Source organism: Nocardioides sp. PD653-B2, assembly GCF_002117935.1.
Lineage (GTDB): Bacteria > Actinomycetota > Actinomycetes > Propionibacteriales > Nocardioidaceae > Nocardioides.
In genome coordinates, this window is the sequence record NZ_BDJE01000042.1 from 1 (window position 1) to 16,228 (window position 16,228).

At 67.1% G+C, this 16,228-nt stretch carries 14 protein-coding genes; 8 read left to right on the forward strand and 6 right to left on the reverse strand.

What is annotated here, in order from left to right:
• Positions 1-782, forward strand: a 782-nt coding sequence (locus PD653B2_RS18000; RefSeq protein ID WP_165763996.1) for a hypothetical protein, incomplete at its 5' end; no start/stop codon positions are given.
• 167 nt (positions 783-949) lie between these two features.
• On the opposite strand, the gene PD653B2_RS18005 is transcribed toward PD653B2_RS18000, so the two are convergent.
• Together PD653B2_RS18005 and PD653B2_RS18010 are read right to left on the reverse strand one after the other, a co-directional pair.
• Positions 950-1,837 (reverse strand): GIY-YIG nuclease family protein, encoded by an 888-nt coding sequence (locus PD653B2_RS18005; protein ID WP_123061253.1) that lies wholly within the window; start codon positions 1,835-1,837, stop codon positions 950-952.
• A gap of 84 nt (positions 1,838-1,921) precedes the next feature.
• On the reverse strand, positions 1,922-2,866 hold the full coding sequence (locus PD653B2_RS18010; protein ID WP_085873779.1) for a hypothetical protein: 945 nt from the start codon (positions 2,864-2,866) through the stop codon (positions 1,922-1,924).
• Positions 2,867-2,927: 61 nt separating this feature from the next.
• On the opposite strand from PD653B2_RS18010, the gene PD653B2_RS18015 reads away from it, so the two are divergent.
• The gene (locus PD653B2_RS18015) at positions 2,928-3,707 is read left to right on the forward strand and encodes a hypothetical protein (protein ID WP_085873780.1); all 780 of its coding nucleotides are present in this window, start codon (positions 2,928-2,930) and stop codon (positions 3,705-3,707) included.
• A 46-nt stretch (positions 3,708-3,753) separates the two neighbouring features.
• On the opposite strand, the gene PD653B2_RS18020 is transcribed toward PD653B2_RS18015, so the two are convergent.
• From PD653B2_RS18020 to PD653B2_RS18030, 3 genes are all read right to left on the reverse strand, one after another.
• A complete protein-coding gene (locus PD653B2_RS18020; protein ID WP_165763531.1) occupies positions 3,754-4,365 on the reverse strand; it encodes a tyrosine-type recombinase/integrase in 612 nt (203 codons plus the stop codon).
• A gap of 447 nt (positions 4,366-4,812) precedes the next feature.
• Positions 4,813-5,460, reverse strand: a complete 648-nt coding sequence (locus PD653B2_RS18025) for a hypothetical protein (RefSeq protein ID WP_085873782.1) — start codon at positions 5,458-5,460, stop codon at positions 4,813-4,815.
• A 429-nt stretch (positions 5,461-5,889) separates the two neighbouring features.
• Positions 5,890-7,047, reverse strand: a complete 1,158-nt coding sequence (locus PD653B2_RS18030) for a hypothetical protein (protein WP_207559323.1) — start codon at positions 7,045-7,047, stop codon at positions 5,890-5,892.
• A 125-nt stretch (positions 7,048-7,172) separates the two neighbouring features.
• Here PD653B2_RS18030 and PD653B2_RS18035 point away from each other — a divergent pair, with 125 nt between their 5' ends.
• Positions 7,173-7,688 carry a hypothetical protein gene (locus tag PD653B2_RS18035; RefSeq protein WP_133058939.1) on the forward strand — a complete coding sequence of 172 codons (516 nt, stop codon included), beginning with the start codon at positions 7,173-7,175 and terminating at the stop codon, positions 7,686-7,688.
• Positions 7,689-8,090: 402 nt separating this feature from the next.
• A complete protein-coding gene (locus tag PD653B2_RS18040; protein WP_085873784.1) occupies positions 8,091-10,079 on the forward strand; it encodes a hypothetical protein in 1,989 nt (662 codons plus the stop codon).
• 462 nt (positions 10,080-10,541) lie between these two features.
• Here the strand turns inward: PD653B2_RS18040 and PD653B2_RS18045 are convergent, their stop codons facing one another.
• Entirely contained in the window at positions 10,542-12,224 is a 1,683-nt protein-coding gene (locus PD653B2_RS18045) for an ABC1 kinase family protein (protein WP_085873785.1), read from the reverse strand.
• Between the two features lie 154 nt (positions 12,225-12,378).
• Here PD653B2_RS18045 and PD653B2_RS18055 point away from each other — a divergent pair, with 154 nt between their 5' ends.
• The 4 genes from PD653B2_RS18055 to PD653B2_RS18070 all read left to right on the forward strand — a co-directional run bounded on the left by PD653B2_RS18055 (position 12,379) and on the right by PD653B2_RS18070 (position 16,214).
• Positions 12,379-13,134 (forward strand): hypothetical protein, encoded by a 756-nt coding sequence (locus PD653B2_RS18055; protein ID WP_089504016.1) that lies wholly within the window; start codon positions 12,379-12,381, stop codon positions 13,132-13,134.
• 193 nt (positions 13,135-13,327) lie between these two features.
• Positions 13,328-14,560, forward strand: coding sequence for an HNH endonuclease signature motif containing protein (locus PD653B2_RS18060; RefSeq protein WP_085873788.1), 1,233 nt, complete (start codon positions 13,328-13,330; stop codon positions 14,558-14,560).
• A gap of 56 nt (positions 14,561-14,616) precedes the next feature.
• On the forward strand, positions 14,617-15,225 hold the full coding sequence (locus PD653B2_RS18065) for a hypothetical protein (protein ID WP_085873789.1): 609 nt from the start codon (positions 14,617-14,619) through the stop codon (positions 15,223-15,225).
• Entirely contained in the window at positions 15,222-16,214 is a 993-nt protein-coding gene (locus PD653B2_RS18070; protein WP_085873790.1) for a threonine aldolase family protein, read from the forward strand. Before PD653B2_RS18065 ends, PD653B2_RS18070 begins: the two co-directional genes overlap by 4 nt.
• Positions 16,215-16,228: the final 14 nt, after the last annotated feature.

A 16,228-nucleotide genomic window follows, 5' to 3' on the forward strand; every position in this document is an offset into this window, starting at 1 on the left:
AACCAAACCTTCAGCAGTCCCCCCCCTTCTCGGCTGAATGGTGGTGGCTCGCGACGGTTCGTCGTGAGGGCGACGTGGCGACTGTGGTGCCCTTCGAGCCGGCAGACGCGTTCGGCATCGACGAGCAAGGCCTCGTGCACTTCCACTACCCGCAGGAGATGCCCCTGCGCTATCTGGCCAAGGGAATCGCGGAGGGTCACTACTCATCTGCCGAGGACTTTCTCGTCGTCACAAGAGCGGGAGAGTTCGGTGGCAATGGGTTCCAGATCACTTCGTTGGTCGTGTGGCTCCTGCAGGAGTTCCCAGCCATCCTGCTCGGTGTCGGCGTAGATCGGCTGGTCCTGCGGTACGACACCAAGAAGCGCGAGGACTTGGAGGTGCTGGCTGCCGACTGGGCCGGTCGGCACGTCCTCTACCCCAGGAAACTGAGGCAGTTCGTTGAGTCCAAGACCGCTTGGTACCCCTCGATCCTCGCTGAGCGGCTCGCCCTGAGCGAGGCCGCAGCCAAACGACTTCTAGAAGCCGTCGGATACGTGGCGTCCCCACACGACGCTGAGCTCATGGAGTTCTCGGACAGCCCAAGCGCGCATGCGGCTCGCCGTTGCTGGGAGGACGTGGAATGGGAACGAACCTTTACCAGTCTCGACGAGCTGCTCGAAGCTGGCACCGATCGCCCCGAGGTCCCCTACTCGGCCCCGCTCTCCGACGAGGAGTGGGACGCACCGCAAGAGGATCGTGCGTCGGTGTGGTCACGGTTCCGGGACTGGTTCAGGCGCAGCTAGAGCCGGCCACTCATGACGTGGTCGATGTAAGCACACACAGTCATCGCGGCATGCCCGGACGTTCGAGCTGCGCTAGGTGCGGCGGAATGACCTGGGTTGGCGACTGTTCAGCCCAGGAAGGGTCCTGTCCGACCGCTAACCGATCTGAGCGCGCCGAGGAGCAGTGGCTAGTTCTTGTTGAGTCCGTGTGCTCGGGTGTCGAGCGCGGTCTTGTAATGGCTCTCAACGGAATTCACGTCGGCGGTGGCAGTGCTGGGATCGAGGACGCGGAGGACCGAAAATCGAAAGTTGCTCCGCTCGCACTTCTTCAGCACGACGTTGCCGCCGTGCCCGTTGGTGGCGTAGGCCGTCCACCGCTGGAGGAGGGTGTCGTTGCCGTCCGCCTTCCCGACGTACTGTCGGCCGTCGCTCAGATCGGTAATGAGGTATATCCCAATGACCGAGGAGAGCGCGGTCCTCCATGCGGCGTACCGCGGGTCGCTGACAACCGCTTGCAGGCGATCAAAGTCGACAACGAGGTTGTCGAAGCCGGGGAACGGTTCAGGTTCTGCTTCGACAACCTCCAGTACGGGATAGTTCTGCGCGGTCGTGCCGTTCACCCACCACGCTCGGGGTGAGGCCCACCGGATGACGAGACGGCCAGCAAGATCAGAGAGTGCATCGGGTCTCACTCGGAGGTCGAACTCTCGAAGTGGCCCGTCGTTCGCGATCTCGCCCAGGTTCTCTACCACAGCCCACAGACGCGCGGTCGTTCCGAGTTCAGGGAGAAAGACGACCCAGTAGCGTGCTGGCTCCTTCTTGAAACCCTTCGGGTCGCGACTCTGCGTGCTAGTGAAAGTCATGATCTGGTCGAACGTCGAGTCGGCGTTGATGCCAGGGAATCCGTCTTTGTGGATCTTGAGATAGGCATGACGGATCACCATGGTGTCCGCAAGGGGGAGGCCAGCCTTCGCGAGCGCGTCGCCGAGGGTGAAGGTCGAGGGAGTCAGCAGCGCTGGCTCTGGTACCTGCTTAGCCTCCAAGGTCGAGGGGTCTGTGGGCGTTGATCCGGCCATGGAGCCATCTTTCCCCACTCGAGGCCGCCCTGCAGTGTGATCGGGCGCCGGCAGGAGGAGCTAAGCCGCGCGAGCCGTGGCTGTTCAGGTGCCTGGCTGTCGCAGGCGGTAGGTACCGCGGTCGACACGGTCGACGTCGTCGTAGCTTCCGATGTTGGAGCCTTGTACTTGGGCGCACATGTGGCTCGTGAGCATGGTGCGGACCGTCGATTCGGCGTAGCGCGATCCGCTTCGTCGCATCTCGTCGACGACCTGTTGAACGGCGACCTCGGGGCTGCCAGATCTGGAGGTGAGAGCGTGGATGGCGTCGAGGATCTCTGAACGAGCCGTTCCGTTCCGGGGGGAACGGGCCACGTCGGGTAGAGGTCGTGGCGTTCGAATAGCGGTGTCAATGGTTGTCAGCGGTCCGGGGACGGTGCCATCTGCTGGTGCCTGGACTTGGTAGGCGAAGAGGGCGAGGTCGACGCCAACGGGGGTTGCGACGACGCAGCGTGCTTGGACGGGCAGGGCCCAGGCGAGTGGCCCGATGGCATCTCGTGCCGTCTTGGGCAGCGACTCGAGTTCCTCGCGGGCCAGGATGATCTGGTCGCCTACTTCGCTCTTCCACTGGGGCGCGGACAGCCGTGCGAGGTATCGGCGGAGTTCGGGTTCGAGGACCGCGACAACCCACCGATCGGTTGCTGGGGTGAGCGCAACGCGTAGGAAGTCTCGAAGCAGTTCCCCGCGGATCATGGTGTCGGGTGATGCACCAACCCGTGAGCCTCGGGGGTACTTGAGTTCGATCACGGCGCGTGTGGCTGAGCCGGTCGCAACGAGGTCAAGCTTCCCGCCGCGGAGGACGGGGTCTGACACCTCGATGGCGAGCTGGCCGGGTTCGACGCCGGCTCGCTGGAGGGCGAGGACGGTGCTCATGCGGACCGTGTCCTCGGTCAGTAGGTGTTTTAGTCCTGCTGACCGGTGTGCTGCCAGCTGCTCGGCGACGTCGATCCACACTGCGGCCCAGTCGATCGTGCCCAGGTCGTCGATCATCGATTTCCCTCCAGCCTGCCGCGTCGGAAACGGTTGTGGGCGGCGGCAACCAGCTCGACTCATGTTGACGGAGAACCCGGTCCGATGCGCCGCGATCGTCGAACTCGAGCGCTACGGTCAGAATGTGGCGAGCGCAATCGGACGACTCCTGGATGAGTTGTCGTGGGAGGGCAACGCTCGGAAGTACCGCGGTGGTGGTCGTGGATTGGAGAACGTGCTGACCGCCGAGGTGTTCCAGGCGCTCGACCTTCTACCGCGGGCAGCGTTCCTTGGCGCCGTCCTGCGCGCGGCCACCACAATCGCCCCGGAGGACAGGAGCTCTGTCGCACTGCCGAACGCCATCGAGCATCTGGAGGCTGCCTCGGTCGAGGTGTTGCTGGGAGACCTGGTGATTCCCGACCTGGGAATCCAGGCCCAACCTGACGTGGTGATCGAGTCAGAGTCGAGCTATGTCTTCGTTGAGGCGAAGCGGGTCCGTGGTGGCTCGTTCCCAGAGGAGCAGCTCGCGCGCGAACTCCTGCTGACTGCGACCTACGGGCAAGGTCGCCAACCGGTGCTGTTGCTGGTGGTGGGTGGGCCACCACCCCTGCTGGTGAAAGGCCATGGACGGGTCTCGGTCGAGGACGCAATCGAGGTCGGTCTGCGCAGCATCGAGGAGCGTATTGGGTTCTCGGTGCGTGACCGGCTCGCGGGGGCGACGGTGGCGTTTCTAACGTGGGCTGAGATTTCGGCCCACGTCGAGGCCGCTGTCGCCGATTACCAGAACTCCGACACTTCGACCCGGCAGGCTGTCCAGCGAACCGCGGCCACCCTCGTCGATGCGGTGGCGACCCACAGCTGAAGTGAGCAGCTCTGCGCCTGTCCCGCTTGAACCGAATCTGATCGGCTCACACGCCGGCAACGTACGCGGTGAGGAAGTGGACGCCGTGCCGGTCGAGGTTGCCGCGGGCGCGGTCGTAGTGCTCGGTCGTCCGTGGATCGGCGTGGCGGGCGAGGATCTGGGCGTCGCGCAGTGGCACGCCTGCGTCGAGCGCATTGGTGATGGCTGCGTGCCGCAGGGAGTGCGGGCTGATGTGGCGTGGGATGCCAGCGACCTTCGCGATCCTGGTGACCATTCGATAGGCGTCGCGGCGGTCAATCGGGTTGCCCGAGACCGGTCGGAGGAGGAGTCTTCCGGTGGTGCGTTGGCCGCGGCATGCTTTCAGGACGCGGAGGACGGGCACCGTGATCGGCATGGTGGCTGGCTTGTTGCCTTTGCCGACCAGGTGCAGTACTCGGTGGCCCCGGAGGGTTTCGGCGTAGTCCTCGATCCGCACGGCTGCGGCTTCGGATGCTCTGAGGGCATTGATGCCGAGCAGGTAGGCCAAAGCCCCGTGGTGAACGGTGAGGGTCTGTGCGACCTGGAGGAACCGGATGAGTTCGAGCCGGTCGAGTCCCTGGGTTCGGGACTCGTCGCGGTGGACTTTCGGAAGTCTCGCGTAGACGGCTGGGTCGGACACGATGAGGCCGTCGATGTGGGCAAACCGGAAGAACCCTCGGACCGGTGCATCATCGTGACGACTGAGGAGTCCATCAGCCCCGAGTCGCTGAGGTGGCGGATGTAGAGCTCGATATGGGCGCGCTGGATCCCTTGTAGCGGGTCAAGCTTGTTGCGCTCGCACCAGGCGAACCAGCGTCGTAGCTGGAACGCGTACAGCTGGCGAGTGTGCCCGGAGTAGCGGGCATGGTAGGAGACCGCGGCCAGTTGGGCCGGGGACATCTCGGTCGGTTGGAAGGCTAGGAGTGCGGTTGTGCCTGACATGGAGTCACCTCGCGGCGGCCCTGTACGGCCCGACCCGCCCGCCGTCAACGCAACCGAGCGTCTGGCCTATCGACGCTAGACCCTCTCGCCGCGCTCGCTAGCGCCTGCTCGCGGCGGTATGACGTGGACTCCTTGTCCAGGGCGCTCAGTCCTCAAGCAGGTCGTCATCGAGCTCCTCGATGCCGGGTACCTCAGTCGGCATCTGGCCCCAGCTGTTCGCTTCGTAGAGCGACACCCGGCGTTCGTGGGCAGCGTCACGGAGGTACTTGATGTGCTTCGGCTTGTATCCGTAGCGACGCAGGTACCGGAGGTTCTTGGTGAGCGCCAGGGCCCATGCGCTGTATTCCCAGGCCCTTTCGAGCTGCTCGGTGACAGTCTCACCCGGACGGTGTCGCTCCATTACGACTCGTGCGATCACGGACCCGAGGGACATTTCCTCGGCGAGCCAGGTGTCGAACCCGTCCCACTCATGCAGGTGGTCTATGAGCAGGGTCAAGCGTATTCGGAGGTCTTGGTTGCGCGTTCCGACGGCTTCCCTGGCAGGATCAAACCCCATATGCCGGTTCGCGGCCTCGATGGCTCCGGTCCATAGGGCGAGCTCGACGGACTCTTTGCGTGCGAGGCGGGCGTCCTCGAGTGCTTCGCGAGCGGTCTTCTCGCCCGCCTTGGCCCGCTCGTTGGCGAGATAGGTGCCTCCCACCGCAACCAAGACGGACAGCACAGCAAGAACCAGCGTCAGCAGCTCATTGGTCGACAACCCGGCGTCGGAAGCTGGATCGGTGGCGACACGCACAGCCTGCGCCCACGAATGAATCTCGAACCTCGTCGAAAACACAAGAAGGCACTCTAGAGCCGACTTGGGCCTGCAGTATGCGCTTCGCCTGGCTGACCCATGAAGACGATCCCACCGCGGGTATCGATCCTGAGCGCAGACCTCAACCGGGAGGCATCTTCGTAGCGGCGAGACGTACTCGACACACGGTGGAACCGATCCACGTGCCGACGTCACTGGCGCAGGCAAGCGGCGGATAGACGCACCTCCGCAGCCGCGCTCATCGCGGCTGCTCCGGTCGGTTAGCTGAGAACCCAACCGGCCGAGCGCAACGACGCGGTGCGCGGTCCGGATCCGAGATGCTGCCGTATCAACGAGGACCAGGACGGCACCGCCTGCGGGGCATCCGCCGGTCGATCGGGCTAGCCGCCGACCGGCCGGCGTTTCGGCCTAAGAGGGTGGCTCGCTGTCACTCTCGGCCTGCCGGGAAACGACTCGGTCGGTCAGCTCGATCGTCCCGAGGTACCACCAAAAGATCCAGTCGAGGAAGACCGGATCGTAGTCGCCCTTCTGGCTCTCGCTGCGGTGCCGCAAGTCGAACTCGTTGGCGATCTGGAAGAGCGCCCCCTCGTCTCTCCGATAGAGCTCCTCCTTCAACAACGAGCGGCGGAGCTCAAGTACCCCCGCGAGCGTCGTACACGCCGACCGTTTGTCCTCAACGGTCGCGCCGCGTCGACGAAAGAGAGCAACCGCGTGCTCGATCGGGCTGCGCGTGTCCTCGTCAGCGCCTTCGATCGTCGCGGTGACGAGGTCATTGCGCGCATCGCCATGGGCTTCGACCAGCCGACCCCGATCCTCACCCGAGGTCGCCAGCCGGAGGTCGAACGTGGTTCGCTCCAGCAGCCTATTGATCTGCCAGAAGTAGATGTCACGTCCCATCTGGATGTTGAAGTCGCGGTGGTGCCATCCGCACCCGCCGTAGCCGTGGTTCGATCTACTTTGGGGAGCGGCGACGAACTCGCCGAGAACCTCGATCACATCCATGAAAACGTCGAGGTCGTCGATCAGGCGGTCGACGGAGAGCGGCCATAGGTCAGGCACGCCGATTTCCTCTTCGATGAGCACCGAAGGGTCGATTGATCGCGGGTCGTCTACGCAATCCTTCTGGAAAGCGCGCTCGAAGTAGCCACGCTCGTCGAGGTCGATGATCAGGCTGGTGAATCGTGCGACGGTCGCCGACAGCGAGATGGTTGGAGCTGTGCCATCTGGCCGGCCACGCTGCGAACGGTACGGCCGGCGTTGGACCTCGTGCGGTAAGGAGTCTGCGGCCTGGAGCAGGTCGACCAGGTAGCGGCGCCTCGGGGGGATCTGTTTGTGATTCGCTGGCTCGGCAGGGCCCCACGGATCGATCACCGGGCTGTTGGACGTGGAGCGAAATGTGTCGACCGGCCGGTTGCCGTCGAACGCGTCGTCGAGTAGGAGCTCTACTTCTTCAGCCCAACCGGGGGTGAACTGCTGCTGTGCGTTGATCAACTCCGCCAAGCGACGCCGGAACAACTCGCGCGGCCACCGCAACACATGGTCCTCGGCCTCGAACGTCCCGGGCAAAGCGTCACCTCTCCTAGTCGTCAGGGCTCCATGATGCCGCGAGGGTCCCGTTCGAGCGCAGAGGATTGCCGTGCGCAATCAGACGTTCCGCAGAACTGTCGGAGCCATGCGACAGCATGGCTTGCATGACCGAAGACTTCGCGAAAGACGTACACGACCTGCTGGCAGAGATTCGTGGCGTCGCAACTTCGCTAACCGTGGGCGGGCCTGATGCTTTCGTGCGCAACTTTGAGCTTGGGGTGGGCACGTTCTCTCACGGGCCGGACCACGCTGTCGGCATCGCCGCGATGATGTCGGTTCGCCGCTTCGAGCAGATGAACGACGCCCGCGTTCAGTCGGGTCGCAAGACCATCGCCTTCCCAGAAGCAGCGCTGCTCGAGCGCTTTCCAATCCGCAAGGGCGTCGTGCCCGATTGCCTGGCACTGATCGGTCATCTCGTCGACCACGGGATGACCGACCCCGAGCCGGTCCGCGAGCTCGTGCGCGGCCATGGCGTCCCTGGATTCATGATGCTTGTGCAGATCTACAACGAGCTCGGGAAGATGCTCGTCGATGTCGATCCGGACCTCGATAGTTTGACGGAGTTGATGACCCGCGAAGCCCTCGCAGACGAGCGGGATTGGTTCGGCGGCGACTTCTGACGCACTGGAGCATCGCCGGGCTGCGGCAAACTGTGCCCGCTCCTCGCAGATCCGGTCGCTTCGCCGGCGCCGACAGGCGGCTGAGTGATGCACCGGCTCGGCTAGCGTCAGACCGGCACGACCGGACTCTCAGGTGCCGAGGATGGGCTCGCTTGGCCAAGGCAATGGGGAGGCATCTGCTACGGCGCCATCCCTGGGCCACTGGGCGTGACCAGTGGCGTCCGGGCATGCTTTCCGTCGCGGGCTGACGGGCCCAACGGCGGCAACTGGCGGCGGCGGCACTCGAGCCGCGCGGAAAACCATTCGGTCGGTGTCGGTTTGCGAGATTCAATGGTGAGGCGACCAACTTCGATCCGGCTGCTTGACCGGTCGGCGCCGGCGTTGGCCCAGGGGAGGAACGACATGACCGACGACACCGACGTCGACGACGTCAGTATGCGCCTGCGCTTCTACGGCGCCGGCGACTACGCCACCTACTGGCAGAGCCAGGAGGCGGCAGACATCATCCAGCGGTTCAACCCGTCCGCCCGGCCCGAAGACGTCAACGGCATCCTTGAACTCCACAACGCACGCCTTTTCGTGGAGGCAGGCTTCACGCCGAAGGACCTGCCCGAGGCCGAGCAGGCCACGCTCACCGAGGCGGCCGGCCCCATCAGACGAGTCGTCGCCCAGTGGTTCCACGCGCTCGAGGACGAGGATCTCGATGACAAGCTCAGCGACGTCGACTGGCAGTACCACGAGCACCTCCTCGAGCTCCTTGCCGGACTCGGTGTTTTCGGGCGCTGCAGTGCGACCCCCATGCTGGCAGCCCTCGACCGGGCCCGCATCCACCCCGGTGACCTGCTCACCAGCAAACGGCTCGTCGAGAACTACGACACCCAGGTCCGCGACCTCGTCCTCGCCGACCCCGACCGAGCCGAGCTCGTCATCCGCCACCACCTCGAGGACCAAGTCAGGAAGGAGACCTTCCTCCCTGCCAGCCTCACCCCAGCCGACCAGCGCGCACTGATTCAGAAGTACATCGACAGCGACAACCCGAACGGCAACTACCTAAAGCTCGTCGCGAACGCCCCGATCGACGCCAAGACCGGTGTCGACAAGCGCCTGATCGTCAACGCCAAGCGCCGCTACGACGCCCAGGTGAAGGAGTTCTTCGCGACCAACACCGGCATCAGGACCGGATGCTCGGTCTCCGTGTCTGACACGCAGATCGAGCCGATGACGGTCTCCCTGGACGACACCGTCATCGAGTACACCTTCAGCGAGGCCTGGCTCGAGGACACCCTGGACAACGCCTCGGTCCTCAACAACTTCCAGTTCCTGTTCGAGTTCGCACCCGAGGACGGACTGCTGACGATGCCAGCCGTCGACAGCGAGCGCCGCGGTCTCGAGTCCGTCTTTGGCCTCGACGGCACCCACGACTACCTGACCGGACACGTTTTCGCAGCCAAGGACCTCGCAACCCTCTCGCAGACGGTCATGTACCGACGCTTTCTCGAAGCGAGGGACATCGACCTTGAGGAAGTGCTCCGCTGGTACTTCGAGGAGCACCTGGCCTCGGAGCTCGGCATCACCGGGTTCGCCTTCACCCCCAGCAGCTCCACCGCGAACTACCTGGAGAGGTGCCGCAACCTCTTTGCGGAGATGGAGTCGATCGCCACCCAGTACAACCTCTTCATCGAGGACGGCGAGATCGACCACGACGTGGCCACCGCCGGGGCAGACCTGGTCCGGTACCGCGCCATCCCCAGCGCGCTCGAGGGCAAGTACGCCTACGCGACCGACCACCCCGAGATCCAGTCGATCCTCCACATCCTGTTCTCCGACCAGTCACACCTCGCCTACGTCGACGACAACCTGAGCGGCGACAATGCCGTCGACCTCCTGGTCCGAAACGAGGTCCCCTACCAGGCACTGCACGCCTTCCAGCAGCCCATGATCGACAAGCTCATCGAGATCGGGCTCGCAGAGAACACAGGGCAGCGCATCGTGTTGACGAACTTCCCGCTCTTCTCGGTCTTAAGGTCACTCAGTCACCACGAGGCAGTGGCCTACCACCACCTCGATCAGGCGGCCCGCGCCCACGTGGACACGATGATCGACGCAGGATGGCTGGTACGACGCTCCACCCTGCTGACCGAGGCCGAGGCCGCGTACTTCAACTACAACCTGAACTCGGTCGACTTCAGCAACGGCCCCAAGCTCCGCAACAAGTACCAGCACGGAGTCCAGCCCAAGGGCGAGGGCGAGGCCCAGCACCAGGACACCTACTACAGGGCCCTACGGCTGATGATTGCGCTGACGATCAAGATCAACGACGAACTCGTCCTCGCGTCGGCTGAGAACGGCATCCCGACCGCCGACGAGACCCCGGCAGACCGAGACAGCTGACCGAGCGTCCAGGTCAATCGGACTTGCGGGCGTCCATTGACGCCTCGCTATATGTACTTCTCCGGAAGCGGCTCCGCATTCACGGCAGGGTTCACGTTGGAGGCGTCAAGTTCGACCGGCGCATGACTAGTGCAAGACATTGTGGGTGCTGCGCACCCGCGTCCAAGCGGGCGCTATGCACCTGCGTCTATCTGGGCGCAAAGAGCTACCGGTGGTCGTTCAACGCGTGCCCAGATCGAGGTTGCATGTGAGGATCCGTCGTTGGTCGCGGCGCAGGCAGGTGGAGCAGTGACCGACGAGTGGCACGCCCTCCGGAGTCGCGGGGCGCGGCGTCCCGGCCGACCCCACCGACTGCGTTAGCTGACCGCGTGAGTGGCGATGGGTCCCGCCTCGCCATGGTCAATTGGCCTGATGGCCGGCCGCTGGTGCTGCGCAAGGCTGACGGCTACTCACCGGCGCGTGTCACAGGCGCACGACGTCCTTCTCGGCGCGCAGCTCAGTGCGGGCGACCTTCCGGTCGGTCACCACGATCCAGGCTGCGAGCGCCGCGCCGCCCAGGATGGCGGCCGAGAAGAGGACTATGCCGATGGCCGGGTAGCCGAGGATCTGGCTGTCGGTCGGCACCTGCATGAGCAGCGAGGCGCCCAGGATCGTGGCGCTGATGACCAGCCCCAGGGTGAGTCGGTTGGCCAGGCGATGCAGCACGGTGTGCAGCCGCTCCTCGTCGACGGCGTCGACCCGAAGCCGGAGTCGCCCGTCCGCGAGGTTCTCGAGGATCTGGTTGGCTCGCCGAGGGAGCTCGGCGGTGAACTCCTTGGCGTCCAGCGCGGCGGTGACCAGACCGCCCGGCGACGTACGCAGCCCGTCGCGCAGGAGGTGCGGCAGGTTCTCGCGGATCGCCTCGGCCGGGACGAAGTCGGGATTGAGGTGGAGCGTCGTCTGGTCGAGGTTGAGGAGCGCCTTGCCGACCATGGACATCTCGGGCGGCGGGCGCAGGCCGTGGGAGCCGGAGACGCGGCTCAGCTCGACCAGTAGTCGCCCCGCCTGCAGGTCCCTGCCCTGGGCGATGGAGTCGGAGACCAGGTGCGTGACGTCGTCGCGGAAGGCGGTGGCGTCGTAGCTGTCCAGCGGCTGCCCCATGGTGGCCAGGACTCGTGCGGCCTGCTCGCCGTTGTCGTCACCGATGGCGACCAGCAGCCGAACGACCTTCTCCTGGAGGCGCGGCGGAATCGTGGCGACCATGCCCAGGTCGAGGATCGCGAGCCGGCCGTCGGGAGTGACCAGCACGTTGCCGGGGTGAGGGTCCGCGTGCAGGAAGCCCTCCTCCAGGATGCACTTCAGGTACGCCGAGAAGAGCTGCTCCACGATGGCGCGTGTGTCCAGGTCGAGCAGGCCGAGCGGTCCGACGTCGGTGACCTTGCGACCCTCGATGTAGTCCATGGTGAGGACCCGACCCGACGTCAGGGCCGGCACCGGCTCGGGCACCACCAGGAGGTCGTAGGCGCTCATCAGCCCGACGAAACGCTCCAGGTTGCGGGCCTCTCGTCGATAGTCGAGCTCGAGGTTGAGGGACCTCTCGAACTCCCGCAGCAGCCGCGCGAAGCCGTAGGTCCGGCCGAGGTCGCTGCCCTTGTCGGCGACCGTGGCGATCCGGGCGAGGGCCGCCATGTCGGCCCGTACCTCCTCACGTACGCCGGGACGCTGGACCTTGACGGCCACCTCGCGCCCACCGCGGAGGGTGGCCCGGTGCACCTGCCCGAGCGAGGCCGCGGCCAGCGGGTTGGGGTCGAACTCGGCGAAGAGGTGGCGCACGTCGCCGCCCAGCTCCTCGGCGATCGTCGCCCTCACGACCTCGAATTCGAACGGCTCCACCTGGTCCTGCAGGCGACTCAGCGCCGTCGTGTAGGAGGCCGGAAGCAGGTCGAACCGGGTCGAGAGGAGCTGCCCCAGCTTGATGAAGGTCGGACCCATCGACTCCAGGTCGGCCGCGAACGACTGAGCCCGGTCGGCTGCACCTTCGTCCTCGAGCGCATCCCCTGCGTACTCGTCGAGGCTCGCGTCGGGCACCAGGTCCGAACGCCCGTGGCGGATCAACAAGCGTGCGATCGCCGCGTAACGCCGGGGCGTCGAGTCCTCGAACCTCATGCCGCCACAGTGCCCAGCACCTGGCCATGAAAACGCGCTGTGGCGTGCGTCCCATTCCTCGCACGACCGGTGTCGGGGCGCCGTCGTCGAGGCGGTCTCGAGATGACGCACGAGTGGACCACGTCCCTTCAGACCATCGGGCAGACTTGGATCGATGACGGACCAGCGGACGGTCGTGGTCACCGCGAACATTCGCCGGGGCCTTCCGCTCGAGGCTGCCCGCACTGCGCTTCGCGGTGTCCTCGACATCGGCCCCGACCTGGTCGGCCTCCAGGAATGGAACCTCTCCCGGGCCGGGCTGCTGCTCGAGACCGGGCGGCTCGGTCTGCTGCCGGCTGCCGGGATCCGGCTCGGACGGGCGTCTGGGTATCTGTGGACCGCACCGCTCATCGGCGGTTGTCCGGTCGGGGCCCGGGTGGATCGCTACGAGCAGGTCGGGGGCTATGCGCGCAGCCTCAGCCGGGTCGGTCACGCCGACAAGCCGGACCGCTGGCTCGGCGTCGAGCCGCCCCGGGTGCTCACCGCAGGGATCTACCGGGACCGTCGCGACGACCGGACGGTCGCCCTGCTGAACTTCCACCTGGTCCCGGGCGTGCAGGCAGGCGGTCGCTACCGGGCGGACCGGCCGCTGCTCGTCGTCCGGCACCGGCGGGAGGTGCACAACATCGAGCGCCTGGTCGCCAGGCACCTCGACCTCGGGCATGTCGTGTACGCCGTGGGCGACTCGAACTACGACGGGTTGCGGCTCTCCGGTCTGACGTCAGCCTGGGAGGGACGCGAGGCGGACCCCGGCACGCTGGGGCCGCGCCGCAAGGTCGACGACGTGCACGGTCCCGGCTCTGCTACCGCCGTCCGGTTGCTGCTCAACGACTCCGACCACAAGGCGGTCGTTGTCGAGCGGCTGGCTTGACGCAGCGTCCGATCCGCCCGCTGGCTGGCTGGGGATCAGGTCTTGATTTTGAATCGAACATGTGATCGAATATCCACTGATGCAGTAGTCCTCCGGCTCGACCGGGGCTCGTCGTGTGACGCGCTGGCATCGACGTCGAGATGTAGTCCCGTGTGGTGTCAGTCCCCGGGCGGCCGTCGATCCCGAGGTGTGTGTGTCCCAGTCCGAGGTCCAGCTGCATCCCGTGCTCGCCGCGCTGTCCGCGGTCGGTGCGGCGCTGAGCGACGTCGCTGAGGTCGATCCGATGTACATGGACGCCGGGGAGAAGGCGGCGGCGCTCCTGGGGTTGAGCACCATCGTGGATCGGGTGGAGGAGCTGCGGATGCGGGTGCTGGCCTCCGCCGAGGACGTCGCCGCCCAGCAGGGCGCGCGCGACGCCGCGGCGTGGTTGGCCCACCACGGCCGCCGCGACCCGGGCGAGTGCCGCCGGCAGCTCCGCCTGGCCGGGGCCTTGGCCGAGCGGGAGGCCACGGCGGCGGCGTTGCGCGAGGGCGGGGTGAGCCTCGCCCAGGCCGAGGTCGTCGTGCGCGCTCTGGAAGCCCTGCCCGCCGAGATCGGTGCCGGGGTGCGCACCGCGGCCGAGACCCGGCTCCTGGAGGAGGCCGCCCGGTTCGGGCCGCGGGCGCTGCGGGTGCTGGGGCGCCGCATCGTCGACGTCGTCGCGCCCGAGGTGAGCGAGGGCCTCGAGAGACGTCTGCTGGAGCAGGAGGAGGCCCGGGCCGCGCGGCGTACGTCGCTGACCACGCGCCGCAACGGCGACGGCACCACCGACATCCACATCCGTGTCGCCGACCTGGTCTGCGACCGGTTCCTGACCTACCTCGACGCCTTCACCGCACCACGACGGGGCGGCACCGGGTCGCCCGATGACCGGCGTCCGCACGAACGCCGCCTCGGCGAGGCGTTCGGTTCCTTCCTGGAAGCCATCGACCCGACCCGGCTGCCGCTGCACGGCGGCGACGCCACCACCCTGCTCGTCACTGTCGACCTCGACGTACTGCGAGGAAGCCGCGGCGCCGCCCTGGTCGGCGACACGCCGATCTCCGCGGGCCAGGCCCGGAGGCTCGCCTGCACCGCCAGCATCATCCCGGTGGTCCTCGACGGCGCCAGCCAGGTCCTCGACCTCGGGCGCCAGCGCCGGTTGTTCTCCCGCACCCAACGCAAAGCCCTCTCGATCCGGCAGCCGACCTGCGGAGCCGACATCTGCGACATCCCCGCCGCCTGGTGCGAAGCCCACCACGCTGGCGATCCCTGGTCCCGCGGCGGCCGCACCGACCTGGTCGACGGCGTCCTCCTGTGCTCCTTCCACCACCACCGCGCCCACGACCACCGCTACCGCACCGACCGACTCCCCGACGGAGGAGTCCGCTTCCACCGACGGACGTAAGCCAACCCTGACCGCGTCACGTCCGTCTCTCATGAACCGGGTCTAGCGTCCGGCGCATGATCCTGCCCACCATCTCGTTCGTCCGTGCGTCTCGTGTCGTCGCCGGGCTCGTGCTCGTCACAGGCCTCGCGGCCGTGCCCGCCGCGCCCTTCCTCGCAGGGTCCGCGACCGCCGGCGGCCCCACCGTGTCGGTCGCGAACATGCGGTTCACGCCCGCCACCCTGAAGACCGGTCTGGGCAGCACCGTCACCTGGAGCTTCCCCGACGCGATGGCTCACACCACGACCTCCAACCAGGGCTTCTGGAACAGCGGGCCGAAGTCGGGCGGCGCCACCTTCGCCCACACGTTCGGCTCCGCCGGCAGCTTCGCCTACCGGTGCACCATCCACCCGTCCATGACCGGCACCGTGCAGGTCCCCGTGAGCCGCAGCGGGTCCGCGGGCAGCGGGTGGACGCTGCGGTGGGCGACCGCCCGGGGCACCGGCGGCACGACCTACGACGTGCAGGTCCGCAAGGGCACCCACCCGTGGCGGGCGCTGCGCACCGACACCACCGCGCCGAGCGCGACGTTCGCGAAGCCGGGCGCCTGGTCGGTGCGGGCACGCACGTCTGCGGGATCCGCCACGTCGGGCTGGTCACCCGCCGTGGTAGTCAAGACCTCGTGATCGACCTCCGCAGCGACACCCTGACCAGACCGACCGAGGCGATGCGCGCCGCGATGGCGCGCGCCGAGGTCGGCGACGACGTGTACGGCGAGGACCCGACGGTCGCGCGCCTCGAGGAGCGGGTGGCCGGCCTGTTCGGCCACGAGGCGGCGCTGTTCACCCCTACCGGGTCGATGGCCAACGTGCTCGCCGTCCGGTCGGTGGTCGGCGTCGGCCAGGAGGTGCTCTGCGAGGCCAGCGCCCACATCGCCCGGGCGGAGCTGGGCGCGCACGCCGCCTACACCGGCCTGACGATGCGCACCTGGATCCACCCGCGGGGCCAGGTCGACCTGCCGACGATCCAGACGATCTTCGCGCCCGACATGGGGCCGTTCTTCGTGCCGACCGCGGCGATCTCGGTCGAGAACACGCACAACTTCGCCGGCGGCGCCGTGCTGCCGCTCCAGGACCTGCGCGACCTGCGCGAGTACGCCACCGGCGCCGGCGTTCGCGTGCACATGGACGGCGCCCGCGTGTGGAACGCCCACGTGGCGACCGGCGTCCCGCTCGCCGAGTACGGCGCCGTCGCCGACGTGCTGGCGGTCTGCCTGTCCAAGGGCCTCGGCGCGCCGATCGGCTCGCTGATGGTCGGCAGCGCCGACGCGATCGCCGAGGCCCGCATCTGGCGCAAGCGGATGGGCGGCGGGATGCGCCAGGTCGGCATCCTCGCGGCGGCCGGCCTGCATGCCCTCGACCACCACGTCGAGCGGCTCGCCGACGACCACGCGCACGCCCGGTTGCTGGCCGAGGCCTGCGGGGTCGACCCGGCGACGGTCGACACCAACATCGTGGTCGTGCGTCGCGACGACGCCACGTCGTTCGTGGCGGCGGCGCGCGAGGCGGGCGTGGTCGTGGCGACCGTCGGCCCGACCGCCGTACGCCTGGTCACGCACCTCGACGTCACCCGCGACGACGTCGAGAAGGCCGCGGCGGTCCTGGCCCGCCTGTAGGTCTCGCTGGGCCC